Below are 12,248 nucleotides of genomic sequence, written 5' to 3'. Positions count from 1 at the left end.
CGGTTCCATTCTGCCGTGCAGATCAGTAGGATAGCGTGATGCAGTACGTCCATCTCGGCCGCTCCGCATTGAAAGTCAGCCGTCTCTGCCTCGGCACGATGAATTTCGGGCCGCAGACGACGGAACCGGACAGCTATGCGATCATGGACCGGGCGGTGGAGCTCGGCATCAATTTTTTTGATACGGCGAACGTCTATGGCTGGAAGGTCGGCGAAGGTGTCACGGAACAGATCATTGGGCGCTGGCTTGCCCAAGGCGGCAACCGGCGCGAGCAGCTGGTCCTGGCGACGAAGGTCTTCGGCCGCATGGGCGATGGGCCGAATGAATCGCGCCTCTCGGCTCTCCACATCAAACGGGCCTGCGAGGCCAGCCTGCGACGTCTGCAGACCGACCACATCGACCTCTACCAAATGCATCATGTGGATAGAAACTCACCATGGGAAGAAATCTGGCTGGCGATGGAACAACTATATCGCGAAGGAAAGGTGCTCTATATCGGGAGCAGCAATTTTGCCGGCTGGCACATCGCGCAGGCACAAGAACTGGCACAGGCGCGCCATTTCATGGGACTCGTGTCCGAACAAAGTCTCTACAATCTGAATGAGCGGACAGTGGAACTCGAGGTCATTCCGGCATGCGAAGCCTACGGAGTCGGACTCATTCCCTGGAGTCCTCTGGCCCGGGGACTCTTGGCCGGTGCACTCAAGTCTGCGACGACAGGCCGGCGCTCCAGCGAAGACGTCCAAAAAGACATCGCGACGTATCGGTCCCGCCTTGAAGGCTATGAGGCCTTGTGCCGTGACCTCGGCGAACGGCCGGCGGATGTGGCCATTGCGTGGCTCCTTCATCAGCCGGTTGTCACGGCCCCGATCATCGGCCCCCGTACGTTGGACCAGCTGAACGGGTCGATGCGAAGCGTGGGATTGATCCTGTCAAAAGAAACCTTGAAGAAACTTGACGACTTGTTTCCCGGCCCCGGCGGCCCCGCACCTGAAGCCTACGCCTGGTGAGCTAGGGTTCCTGAGACCCCTCCTAAGGGAAACCCTTGCCGTTCCTCATATCTCTCTGAACATTTCGTCCGATACAGGCAAAGATGTCTCATCGTGAGACAGCGTCGGCGCGTACACTTCCGTCCCAGTTCGCTTACTAGAGAGTTTTTCATGCGAACACAATTGGACATTCAATCAATTTCCCCGGCATCTGATTTGCTTGTTCATTCTTACAACAGAGGCGCGCGCACCTCGTCAGTTCAAATCGTTCCGGCCTTCATGGCCGGCTTAACTGCGAGGTACGAATATGTTTACCCTCATCTGTCGATCCGTCGGGCTCGTTGTAGCGCTCACTCTGAGTGTCCCGCTTTACAGCGCTGCCGAAACACTCCCCGCCGAACCGAACGAAGAATATCTCGTGAACGAGGATGTCAACATCGTTAACGGTCTCTACACGCGTGAATACTCGCTGCATGGAGACGGGATCATCGACTACCGCACCGCGCGGCAGATCATTCGCAGCGAGTACAATGACTACGGTGATACGGTCGTCGAAGCGACTCCGAATCCATTGTTCTATTGGTATGACGAGAACGAGAACGGTGTCTTTTCCATGTGGATCGATCCAAAAGGAGAAGGCTGCCGGTGCGACATCGTTCCCTACATTGCCCTGGCGGGGGATTTCTCCCAATAGCCTGCACCGCAGTGGACGGCAACACATTGTGTCATTATGAACAGCCGCGCGAGGTAAGTTGGTCCACGAATAGTGAGCATAACTCGCCTGTTGCTCGACACCGCAACTTTGTGCACCAATGAACCGTTACACCCATCCGGTCAAGTCCGCCGCTTGCTGGAAATTGGTGAGCGGGATGGATCGCGGAAATATAAGGGATCGTTAAGAACATACGAATATCGGTTTAGCGTTTCAGGGACCAAGATATACCCTGCAAAGAGATCTTCGCCTACAAACCTATTGAGACTTGTCGAATAATACCGGGCCCTGTAGTAATAGAGTCCTGTTCCATCATTCTCTCTACCGGTAAATTGGAAGCTGTTGGCCGAGGTACCCGTCTTGGTCGTCTTCCCGAACGGTTCTTGGGTGTATGTCGTGTTCGACGCTCCACTGCCATCACTCAACGTCAACGTGGTCCTTAACGCATCCGTCTGATAAAACTCATCCCCGCCGGATTGTTTCCGAATAAACGGCTCGTCGATACTCAAGCTCCTGATATAGGTGGCCGTCGGTGTGCTTCCACTTAGTTCTGCCAGCACATCAGTTCCGTCATACCAAAAGCCGGTGGTCGTACTGTTGATCGCCTTACTGGTTCTGCGTCCCAGCCCGTCATACACGAAACTTGCGGACAAACTCGGCCCGCTAATCGCGGTGAGCTGGTTGCGGGCATTCCAGGTATAGGTTGTCGTGCCGGACGCATCCGTGAAGGAAGTCAGATTGCCGTTGTTGTCGTAGACCAGGTTGGTCGAGGCACTGTTGAATTGCGTCTGTTCATTTGCCGCATCGAAGGCGGTGTTTGTCACCGCTTGCGGGATGAGTGACGCCGCGGCGCTCGCGCGGGTCAGCTTGATGCGATTTCCAGCTGCGTCGTTCTGATAGGTAAGTGCTTCAATCGTGGTCGGCGTCTGACCTATTGCCGAGAGCTTGAGCCGCCGCCCGATTTCGTCATGTTTAAACGTCACCGTGTCACCTTGTTCCAAGCTTCGCTTCAGCAACATTCTTATCAGAGTGATTTTTTCATCTCTCGCCATTAACGATTATTCATTCAGCCACCACATGTATATTTCTAAGAGGTAAGGAAATGTACATGCCAAATCTTCTTTTAGTTACTTTATCCGGCTCGTCTTCGATCACAAACATCCTGCAGGGCAGACCCAATCCATACTTCAATCTCTTCCATTGAAGCAGTAGGCTTTCCCTGCTCCACGGCGTGGAATTCGATTACATCAGCCAGGTCGTGTCGTCCTTCACCCAAGGCTATTGAGTCCCAGAAGTAGATCATCACCTCTGAGGAGTATTCAGGTCTTCCTGGACTTCTTAGCACTCGGCCGCTGACGGCTCGGCCGGACGTGCCGGTGTCCCGTTCATCGGCACGGAGGAGATCGGGAGCGAGGCAGCCGATGGCCGCCGGCATGCCGAGGACATGGAACACGACGAAAACGCGGAACAGGAAGAGCGCGGGTACCGGCGGGAGAAGCCTCGTTCGCAATCAGCACCTCCTTGAGGGAGCGTGTCTCTGCGATGCAATGGTGTGCTACGTAGCGATCACAGCATTGCTTGTACCTCGCCCCTGACGCCGCCGCAAGCTCTATTACGGCCCTACGTATGAGGCTCGATGACTGGAGACATGTGGGGAATCTGTCGAGCGCGACACAGTCTTCGTGAAGAAATTTGCTCTCGAAGCGGCGTTGAGAGGAAACGGGATATCAAATGTTGCGTGACAGCATCATCGGCGCAGAAAACGCTATCGAGAAGAATGTCGCGCGAAGGCCGACAAAGTCGTTATCGGCGTGCCACCCACCAGTTCCAGCCCATAACGGCTATGGCCGCGCCTACCGTGTCGGCCACCACGTCCCAGAGATCGGATTCACGCAACGGCACGAACCACTGATGCAGCTCGTCCGTGACGCCGTAGAGCGCAGACGCGAGAATGGCGAACACGACAGCTCGTGACGCGGCCCATGGCCCGGCAGACCATCGGAACGCGCGATACCACAACACCCCAAAGAGCCCGTAGGCCATCATGTGATGGGCTTTATCGCCCAGCTTCTCGACAAACGTCGGCAGCGTATCGGGGAAGGATGATTGGGAGGAGAGATAGAAGATAAAGCCGGCATAGAGTCCCACCGGTCCCCAATATCCAAGCGCGCTCAACCAAGCGGGGCCGGGGTCCACCCTTCTTTCAATGGATTCCATACAGGGAACGAGAACGGGCTGTGCGGTCCCGATTTCACCATCGTGAGATCGACGGCGATCGGCGGTCGTGATTTGGTCGTTCATCGCAATCCCTTGTTCTCGGACGACACTGGGCGCTCACCGACTCGCGCCCATGCGCAGACATGGGACGACTTACTTATCGTCCCGCGCACCTCATTTATTCTTGCGCCGTGCACCTCGGTGCGGCCGAACCCCGGAACGGTGCACCTCGGCGCACCGGGGATGGGCGGGTGAGGAAAAATGCCGTATTGAACATCCTGCATGATGTTTTTTTTCAACAGACTTCAAAATCGTCTTCAAAACCTACTAGGCTTTTGGCCGCTCACGCCGGCCTCGCTGCGTGGCACAATGCCCGTCGTCGCGGCACTGTTTCTTGAAACGCTCCTACCCCTATGACATACTGCCGACCGGTCTGCAAGAAACTTCTCCATGAAAGATATCCGGCTCTGTTTTCTTTGGCATATGCACCAACCGTACTACACGGACCCGGTCTTGGGAAGCGCGAGCATGCCCTGGGTGCGGCTGCACGCGACCAAAGCCTACTTCGACATGGCGTTTCTCATGGAGAAATTTCCCGAGGCCCGCGCCACATTCAACTTTACGCCCTCGCTCTTGTTGCAACTGGAAGAGCTCGGCTCCGGGAGCGTGGTGGATCTCTTCTGGGAGCATGCGGCGCGGCCGGCCACCGATCTCACCCCGCCGGAAAAGGCGTTTCTCATCCGCCATTTCTTTTCGGCCAACTGGGCTACGATGGTGCGGCCCTTTTCCCGCTATCATGAATTGTTGGTAAAACGCGGCGCCGATATCCATGGCCATGATCTCGATAAACTGGCCCGCCAGTTTTCTTCGCAAGAGCTTCTCGATCTCCAGGTCTGGCATAATTTGGCCTGGTTCGGCTTCGGCGCCCTCTCTCGCTATCCCCGCCTCGCGGCCTTGCGGCAGAAGAACCGCCACTTCACCGAGGACGAAAAGCGGGAAGTGCTGGATTTGCAGCGCGCCACTGTTCAAGAGATTATCCCGATGTACCGCCGGTTGGCGGAACGCGATCAGATCGAATTAACGACCACGCCGTTTTTTCATCCCATCCTGCCGCTCCTGATCGATACGGAGTTCACCCGCCGGGCGCGGCCTGATTTGCCGCTGCCGGCACGATTTCGGGCGCCGGCCGATGCGGAAGCCCAGATCACGCGGGCCGTCGCCTATCACACCAAGACATTCGGCAGGCCTCCGGACGGGCTGTGGCCGGCGGAAGGGTCGGTCTGCGCGGAAATGATTCCGCTCCTTCGAAAGGCGGGCGTGCGCTGGTGCGCCACCGACGAAGGGATTCTTGCGCGCTCGTTTCATCTCTCCGGCCGCCACTGGAACCGGAGTCAGGATCTCTATCGGCCTTATGTGGTGGAGTACGGCGATCAGGCGATCACCATGGTCTTTCGTGACCGGGAGTTATCCGACAATTTCGGCTTCGTTTACCACAAGACCACGCCCGACTCGGCCGCCGACGACGTCTTGCGCCGAGTTCGAAGCATCGCCATGGAGATCGGAGGAGACCAGGCGATCCTGCCGATAATTCTGGACGGCGAGAATCCATGGGAACACTACCATGACGGCGGCGAGCGTTTCCTATCCCTGCTCTATCGGGCGCTCAGCGGCAAGGGCTTCCTCGCCGGAGAAGGAATTCGCGTCGGCATGTCGACGATACAGGCCGCGTTGGATGCGATGCCGGCCACCCATCGTCTGAACCAACTCCATTCCGGGTCGTGGATCAATCAGGATTTTAAAATCTGGATCGGCCATTCGGAAGACAATCGCGGATGGGATCTGCTGCAGCACACCCGCGGCCGATTGGTCGAAGCCGCTTCAACACTTACGCCGCAGCAAGCAGCCGGCGCCTGGGAAGAACTCTATGCCGCGGAAGGCAGCGATTGGTTTTGGTGGTACGGTGATGATTTTGACACCGACTATAAACAGGAGTTCGACCGCCTATTTCGGACTCATCTGCGGAATGTGTGGACCCGCGCCGGTCTCGTGCCGCCGGAAATACTGAATCAGACGTTGATCGAATATCGCACGCCGCCGCAATTGGACGTCGTGCGCTTTCCCGTGGCGCTGCTTTCTCCGCAGATCGACGGAGTAGAAACCGATTTCTTCGAATGGCGCGGCGCCGGCTCGATCAATCCCAATCCGCCGCTGGGAGCCATGTGGAAATCGGAAAGTATTTTCGCGGCTATACTCTTCGGGTCCAGCCGGGATACGTTTTATCTCCGCTTAGACCCGGATGACCGGGTGGCGCCCCGCCAAGCTCACTTGAGCGTCGATATTCATCTGGCCGCGGGGGACCGGACTTTCAAGCTCAGTTTCTTGCTCGACTCGTCGCGACCACCGGTCGTCAACGTCTCGCGCCCTACGCTTTCGGAAGAGCCGGAGAATGCGCATTTCTCCGGCACCATGCGCCGCCGCGCGATTATCGAGATAGCGGTTCCTTACAAAGACGTGCCGGTGGAAGTCGGGCAAGCCATGCGCGTCACCGTGGTCGTGCTGGAACACAATCTCGAAGTAGCCCGGTATCCCTATCACAATCCTGTCGTTATCGCGCGACCCGGTGATGATTTCGAAGCCACCATGTGGAGAGTGTAGAAAAGTGAGATTTGGCAATTTGGTGATTTGGTGATTTCGTGAAATGTAGAAGGGAGTTTGATTCGTCGAGTGAGTCATTGATTGTTCGTCCCGTTATTTTTGAAATCACCACATCACAAAATCATACTTTTCTGAGGAGGACGAATGCCTGAATTGCGCAGGGACCCGATTGTCGGGCGATGGGTGATTATTTCAACGGAACGGGGCGGCCGGCCTCGCGATCTTCAGCCCTCGTCATCTCATTCGCCGATCGTCGCATTGTGCCCTTTCTGTCCCGGCCAGGAGCGACTCACGCCGAAGGAAATTCTGGCCTATCGCCCGCAGACCACCGACACCAACAGTCCCGACTGGTCGATTCGCGTCGTGCCGAATAAATTCCCCGCCCTGCATGTCGAGGGCGACATGGGGCGCGAAGGGATCGGGATTTATGACCGGATGAACGGGGTCGGCGCTCACGAAGTCATCATCGAAACACCGAATCATAAGGAACGGCTGGCCGAAATGCCGAGCAAACGGATCGAAGACCTGCTCTGGGCGTTTCGCGATCGGATTCTCGATCTGAAACAAGATCTGCGGTTGCGCTATATCTTGATCTTCAAGAACCACGGTGCCGCCGCCGGCGCAACCCTGGAACACAGCCATTCGCAGCTTATCGCACTGCCGATCGTGCCCACCAGTGTCTCCGAGGAGGTGGACGGTTGCCGCACGCATTACGAGCAAAAAGAGCGCTGTATCTACTGCGATATCATGCGGCAGGAAGCGGTCGACGGCGTTCGCATCGTGGCCGAAAATCCGGAGTTCCTCTGCATTACCCCCTACGCGCCCCGTTTTCCCTTTGAGATGTGGATCTTACCCAAGCGACATGCCGGCTACTTTGAAGAATGCCAGCGCACTCAATTCGAGTTTCTGGCACTGATCTTGTCCGAGGCGCTTCGCCGCTTGGAAAAGACCCTCGCGCGCCCCTCCTATAATTTTGTCTTACACAGCTCGCCGCTTCACGAGAAGACCGGGGACTATTACCATTGGCACCTGGAGATCATTCCCAAACTGACCCAAGTGGCCGGGTTTGAATGGGGCACCGGGCTCTACATCAACCCTGTGTCCCCCGAAGAATCGGCCAAGGCGTTGCGAGAGGCGGAGCTTTAAACCAAGCATTTATTCGAGAGCGCCGGAGGCTAAGGGGCTATAAATTTGGACTTTTAAAGGATTTAGGTTAAATGACCGGAATACCAGACCAACTGCCGACTTATCGGAATCGTCCCCCTTGCAACTCACCGGCCTTCGGCAGTACAACCTATGTCCATAGGTCCGGGTGGCCCTATTCCTATGCAAGGGACGAAGACGCCGCGCGATCAAGAAGAAGAGCGAATGAGAGCCCAACATCTCTCGTTTACCACACAGACCTTCAGCGACCTCGAATTAAAAAATCAGAAATACAGACGGATCGCCTGGGCCGCCGCCTTTCTTTTGCTCGGCGTCCTCACCGTGCTGATTCTCGAACTCGTCGGCATCATCAAGTAGTAGTCCTCCATTCTGGATCACTCTGACACCGCGGCGGTCGGATGGCATCCGATTCCAGCGCGCTTTCTCCCTTTTGAAACAGGCTTCTGATGGTTGATTCGGACCCGGAACCACCCCTGTGACAATGGCGCTAGGAGTCTGTCCGAGTCATCCTTTGTTGCGAGGCGAAGGAGCGGCTGGAACCCCACCCATCCGATTCGGTTCATCAGATTTGGCACATCAGCCGCTTCGCCAGCAACCGATCATCGGCAAGAACCGAGTACGGAACGTCCCATTTGCATTACACATTCCGCCGGTCTTATGATCGCCTCTATGATCGTGCACCTTAGTCACCCACAGCGCCAAGTCGAAATTAAAGGTCCCAAACGCGTCAAGGAAGTGTTACGGGACTTGAATCTCATCGTCGAAGCTCATCTCGTCATCCGCGGGGACGACTTGATGACCGAGGACGAATTGGCGCTGGACAGTGATCACTTAGAAATCCGGCCGGTAATCTCCGGTGGAAGTCAAAATGAGGAATGAGGAGTAAGGAATTAGCAATGGGAGACAAAGGAACAAATGGCGTCGACTTCCATTCCCTATTCCACATTTCTCATTTCTCATTTTAAGACCTATGAACTGCACCAGGTGTCCTTCCGGCGTAAAAGCGGTCATCGGCCTGCCCCGGCACAATGCCGCCTTTTGCAAAGGCTGCTTTACCGGCTTCGTGCATGAACAGGTCGCTCGCGCGATCAAATCTCAGCGGATGTTTTCGAAGGACGATCGTATTCTAGTAGCGGTATCGGGCGGGAAAGACAGTCTGGCTCTCTGGCATATTCTGCTCCAACTCGGGTACCGGGCGGACGCCCTCTACGTCAACCTCGGCATCGGCAGCTATTCGGAACTGTCTCATCAAAAGGTCCAGCGATATGCCGACACCGTGGCCGCGGCACAGGGCGCAAAGCTCCTCGTCCATGCCGTCGAACAAGAAGAGGGAGCCGGTATCAGGGAACTCGCCAACGTTCTGCATCGCCCCACCTGCTCCACGTGCGGCACCATCAAGCGCTATCAGTTCAACCGCGCGGCCGTGGAACAGAATTACGACGTGATGGCCACCGGGCATAATCTTGATGATGAAGCCGCCCGCCTGCTGGGCAATGTGCTCCATTGGCAACAGGAGTATCTCGACAAGCAAGGCCCGACGCTGCCTGCCTCGGTAGAAGGGTTTGCGAAGAAGGTCAAGCCCCTGTATCGATTGTCGGAGCGGGAAATCGCCGCCTACGCCGTGCTCAACAAGATCGACTACATCGTCGAGGAATGTCCGATGGCGAAGGGCTCCAAGATGCTGCTGTACAAGGAGGTCTTGAACCGGCTGGAGACCGAATCACCGGGTACCAAGCAGCGGTTCTATTGGGGCTTCCTGGAGAAGGAGGCCCGTGAAGGACCCGACGGGCAGCCCACGGCCGTTTCTATGGAAGCCAAGGACAGGGGTACGTTACATCCCTGTCAATCATGCGGGCAACCCACCAGCAGCGACATCTGCTCGTACTGTAAGATGATGGCGAAAGCCAAATCCTCGAATCGGAGGCATCCGACATCGGCCTGATCCCACATCACGATGCTCGCATGGCCGCGACTCGCATGTGCGACATGCCCTGATGTGATCGTGCATGGTCCGTCAAGAACCAGCCGGCGATCGAGAGTCGCTTATTGGCGCCGATCACCGGGTCCACGCGGCAAACCCGATGAAATCGGGGAACAGTGAAGAGCACCAGCGATCCGGGTTCAGGCGCGATGCAATGGGTTATGGTCAGCTTGGGCCGCTTTGACTCCGCCCGTGGCTTCGCCGAATAGACGATCAGTTCTCCACCCCAATCCGCCTCCCACTCTTCATGCACATACGTAACCAAGGCCAGCCGGCGGAGCGGGCCCAAGAGCGTTGGAGAGGCCTCTTGGGCCGTGTCGTCATGTGTCAACAGACAATCGCCGGAGCCGTAGGAATAATAACTGAAGCTGAGGCTCCGGCCCGTAATCCCGGGGAAGGACTCCATGTAACTTTCAATGCAGGGATACGCCAGCCGTTCGAGCAGTCGGTTGGCGTCGGGAAACGCGATGCGTCCCTTCCGCCAATTTCCGCAATTGGGGAACGCGGCCTGGACGCCGGGCATGTCTTGCAAAGATTGCCACGACGATCGCTCCATAGCATCGCGAAATTGCTTCCGCTCCGGCGAGGTCCAAAAGTTTTCGATGACCAGCACCGGGTCTTCATGAAATGAGAATGTGTCAGGATTGAACGATGACCGAGAGACTTGCATCGCTGCTCCATATAAGACGCCCGAATACCGGCCCGTCGGCCGCTAGAGACTCACTATACGTGCAAGTACTGCTCCACCGGTGAAGCCGCGGCACATAATGGGTTGCGGCTGTCACGCATGGCCGTTCTATCGAACCGCACAGGGTAGATGGTGCGGCATTGCACGGCTCACACCGTGCTTTACAACGGAATACACGGTGATTTTGCCACGAACAGACCGAGTTTGTGTGAGCCGCACCTCAAACCGGAATCGCGCGCGACGATCTGATCGTTCAATCAATCGCGTGTCGCGACGTATGGACGGACGACGCACGCGACAATAGCCTTCCGAAGCAAAGACGACCATAGGATATCGCGGAGAGATGAAGGGCGGATGAATGACCAATGAAAATCGGCAGATCAATTCGTGAAAAAAAGCGGCCGGCGCAACGAGCCGCAGCCGGAGCGGCTGCCAGATTTTGCATACGGACGGCGGCTGGTATACCCTCATGTGCCATGACGTGGCGGTATCGATATTTCACTCGTGTGGCCGGCCTTGTTCCCATGGCGGCGGTGCTGATCGGCGCGTTGGCGCTCGATACCGGCGCGATCGCCGGCGACCGGGCCGATCAAACCGGGGAACCACTCAAACCCGTCACGCTCCGCTTCGTCTCATGGAAAGCCGATCATCCCCGTGCCTGGGATGAGGCCCTTGCACGATTCGCGGACAGCCATCCGCATATTTCGATTGTCCGTGAACTCGCGCCCCATTCCTCCACCGCCTATCATGATCTCCTGACACAGAAACTGAAAAACCGGGATGCGACGGTGGATCTGTTTTTCATGGATATTATCTGGGTGCCGGAATTCGCATCGGCCGGATGGGCCCAGCCGCTCGATGATTTGTTCTCGTCCGAAGAGCAAGAACACTTTCTCCCCGCTGCCATGGAGACCGGGCGCTACGGTGGACATGTCTACGGAGTTCCGAGCCGAATCGATAGCGGCATGTTGTTTTATCGCGCCGATCTCTTGGCCAAATATGGATTCACCCCGCCTCGCACTTGGCCTGAACTCATCACCCAAGCGGAAGTCATTACCGGCGGCGAACGGGCGATGCACCCCGCGCTTCGAGGCTACTCCGGACAATTCAAGCAGTACGAGGGTTTGGTCTGCAGCATGATCGAATTTGTCGGCGGCTACGGCGGGCGCCTCATGACGCCCGATCTGCGGAATTCCATGCTTTCGACGCCGGCTACCCTCGCAGCGGTGGAATTTGTACGGGACCAGATTGTGGGCCGCATCGCCTCGCGCGCCGTCCTGACCTATCAGGAACCGGAATCCGTCGTGCCCTTCATTCAAGGCAATGCGGTCTTTCATCGGAACTGGCCGTACACATGGGAAGTCGCCAATGATCCCCGCCGCTCGAAGATCGCTGGCAAGGTGGGAGTCGTACCGTTGCCGCGCATGGCCGCCGATCACCCGCCGACGACAGCCCTCGGCGGATGGCTGTATGCGATCAGCCCATTTTCCCGGCACCCGCGTGAAGCGTGGGACTTCATCCGCTTCATATCCAGCGCGCCGCTCCAACGGCATTTTGCGCTCGCCGCCGGGATCGCGCCGTCGCGCGCGGCCGTGCTGCAGGACGAGCAGGTTTTGGAGGCGAATCCTCATTTTCGCGCGCAGCTCGCCATGTTTGATCGCGCGACGGCGCGGCCGCGCACACCGCTCTATCCGGCCGTCTCGAACATTCTCCAACGCTATTTCAGCCGTGCTTTGGCCTATCGCGACGTGGACCTGCCCGCTGAAGCAAAACGGGCCGATGCCCAAATCAATCGCCTGTTGGAGGTGGGCCGGAGCGCCCGCTGAGACAAGAGCTCTATGA

General features: G+C 57.1%; 12 protein-coding genes. 8 read left to right on the top strand and 4 right to left on the bottom strand.

What is annotated here, in order from left to right; translation table 11 throughout:
• Positions 1 to 38 precede the first annotated feature (38 nt).
• Both ACWGXE_RS05445 and ACWGXE_RS05440 read left to right on the top strand, forming a co-directional pair.
• A complete protein-coding gene (locus ACWGXE_RS05445; RefSeq protein ID WP_447601947.1) occupies positions 39 to 1,010 on the top strand; it encodes an aldo/keto reductase in 972 nt (323 codons plus the stop codon).
• 286 nt (positions 1,011 to 1,296) lie between these two features.
• The gene (locus ACWGXE_RS05440) at positions 1,297 to 1,683 is read left to right on the top strand and encodes a hypothetical protein (RefSeq protein ID WP_447601945.1); all 387 of its coding nucleotides are present in this window, start codon (positions 1,297 to 1,299) and stop codon (positions 1,681 to 1,683) included.
• A gap of 140 nt (positions 1,684 to 1,823) precedes the next feature.
• On the opposite strand, the gene ACWGXE_RS05435 is transcribed toward ACWGXE_RS05440, so the two are convergent.
• The 3 genes from ACWGXE_RS05435 to ACWGXE_RS05425 form a co-directional block, all read right to left on the bottom strand.
• Positions 1,824 to 2,720 carry an RHS repeat-associated core domain-containing protein gene (locus ACWGXE_RS05435; protein ID WP_447601944.1) on the bottom strand — a complete coding sequence of 299 codons (897 nt, stop codon included), beginning with the start codon at positions 2,718 to 2,720 and terminating at the stop codon, positions 1,824 to 1,826.
• 113 nt (positions 2,721 to 2,833) lie between these two features.
• The gene (locus ACWGXE_RS05430; protein WP_447601943.1) at positions 2,834 to 3,211 is read right to left on the bottom strand and encodes a hypothetical protein; all 378 of its coding nucleotides are present in this window, start codon (positions 3,209 to 3,211) and stop codon (positions 2,834 to 2,836) included.
• A gap of 293 nt (positions 3,212 to 3,504) precedes the next feature.
• The gene (locus ACWGXE_RS05425; RefSeq protein WP_447601942.1) at positions 3,505 to 4,002 is read right to left on the bottom strand and encodes a VanZ family protein; all 498 of its coding nucleotides are present in this window, start codon (positions 4,000 to 4,002) and stop codon (positions 3,505 to 3,507) included.
• A gap of 366 nt (positions 4,003 to 4,368) precedes the next feature.
• On the opposite strand from ACWGXE_RS05425, the gene ACWGXE_RS05420 reads away from it, so the two are divergent.
• From ACWGXE_RS05420 to ACWGXE_RS05400, 5 genes are all read left to right on the top strand, one after another.
• Positions 4,369 to 6,573, top strand: a complete 2,205-nt coding sequence (locus tag ACWGXE_RS05420) for a glycoside hydrolase family 57 protein (RefSeq protein ID WP_447601940.1) — start codon at positions 4,369 to 4,371, stop codon at positions 6,571 to 6,573.
• Positions 6,574 to 6,717: 144 nt separating this feature from the next.
• Entirely contained in the window at positions 6,718 to 7,719 is a 1,002-nt protein-coding gene (gene galT, locus ACWGXE_RS05415; protein WP_447601938.1) for a galactose-1-phosphate uridylyltransferase, read from the top strand.
• Between the two features lie 222 nt (positions 7,720 to 7,941).
• A complete protein-coding gene (locus tag ACWGXE_RS05410) occupies positions 7,942 to 8,094 on the top strand; it encodes a hypothetical protein (RefSeq protein WP_447601936.1) in 153 nt (50 codons plus the stop codon).
• A gap of 312 nt (positions 8,095 to 8,406) precedes the next feature.
• Positions 8,407 to 8,616, top strand: a complete 210-nt coding sequence (locus ACWGXE_RS05405) for a MoaD/ThiS family protein (protein ID WP_447601934.1) — start codon at positions 8,407 to 8,409, stop codon at positions 8,614 to 8,616.
• 91 nt (positions 8,617 to 8,707) lie between these two features.
• A complete protein-coding gene (locus ACWGXE_RS05400; RefSeq protein ID WP_447601932.1) occupies positions 8,708 to 9,679 on the top strand; it encodes an ATP-binding protein in 972 nt (323 codons plus the stop codon).
• A 7-nt stretch (positions 9,680 to 9,686) separates the two neighbouring features.
• On the opposite strand, the gene ACWGXE_RS05395 is transcribed toward ACWGXE_RS05400, so the two are convergent.
• Positions 9,687 to 10,388, bottom strand: a complete 702-nt coding sequence (locus ACWGXE_RS05395) for a 2OG-Fe(II) oxygenase (protein WP_447601930.1) — start codon at positions 10,386 to 10,388, stop codon at positions 9,687 to 9,689.
• Positions 10,389 to 10,771: 383 nt separating this feature from the next.
• On the opposite strand from ACWGXE_RS05395, the gene ACWGXE_RS05390 reads away from it, so the two are divergent.
• The gene (locus ACWGXE_RS05390; protein ID WP_447601928.1) at positions 10,772 to 12,232 is read left to right on the top strand and encodes an ABC transporter substrate-binding protein; all 1,461 of its coding nucleotides are present in this window, start codon (positions 10,772 to 10,774) and stop codon (positions 12,230 to 12,232) included.
• The last annotated feature ends 16 nt before the right edge of the window (positions 12,233 to 12,248 follow it).

It is taken from the genome of Nitrospira sp. Nam80 (assembly GCF_965152575.1).
This window is presented reverse-complemented; position numbering and strand designations above follow the sequence as displayed.

Bases quoted from the DNA above. Each gene is read 5' to 3' on its own strand.
- ACWGXE_RS05390 (WP_447601928.1), top strand. From the start codon at position 10,772: ATGAAAATCGGCAGATCAATTCGTGAAAAAAAGCGGCCGGCGCAACGA.
- ACWGXE_RS05425 (WP_447601942.1), bottom strand. From the start codon at position 4,002: ATGAACGACCAAATCACGACCGCCGATCGCCGTCGATCTCACGATGGT.
- ACWGXE_RS05400 (WP_447601932.1), top strand. From the start codon at position 8,708: ATGAACTGCACCAGGTGTCCTTCCGGCGTAAAAGCGGTCATCGGCCTG.
- ACWGXE_RS05405 (WP_447601934.1), top strand. From the start codon at position 8,407: ATGATCGTGCACCTTAGTCACCCACAGCGCCAAGTCGAAATTAAAGGT.
- ACWGXE_RS05440 (WP_447601945.1), top strand. From the start codon at position 1,297: ATGTTTACCCTCATCTGTCGATCCGTCGGGCTCGTTGTAGCGCTCACT.
- ACWGXE_RS05410 (WP_447601936.1), top strand. From the start codon at position 7,942: ATGAGAGCCCAACATCTCTCGTTTACCACACAGACCTTCAGCGACCTC.
- galT (WP_447601938.1), top strand. From the start codon at position 6,718: ATGCCTGAATTGCGCAGGGACCCGATTGTCGGGCGATGGGTGATTATT.
- ACWGXE_RS05435 (WP_447601944.1), bottom strand. From the start codon at position 2,720: ATGTTGCTGAAGCGAAGCTTGGAACAAGGTGACACGGTGACGTTTAAA.
- ACWGXE_RS05445 (WP_447601947.1), top strand. From the start codon at position 39: ATGCAGTACGTCCATCTCGGCCGCTCCGCATTGAAAGTCAGCCGTCTC.
- ACWGXE_RS05420 (WP_447601940.1), top strand. From the start codon at position 4,369: ATGAAAGATATCCGGCTCTGTTTTCTTTGGCATATGCACCAACCGTAC.
- ACWGXE_RS05395 (WP_447601930.1), bottom strand. From the start codon at position 10,388: ATGCAAGTCTCTCGGTCATCGTTCAATCCTGACACATTCTCATTTCAT.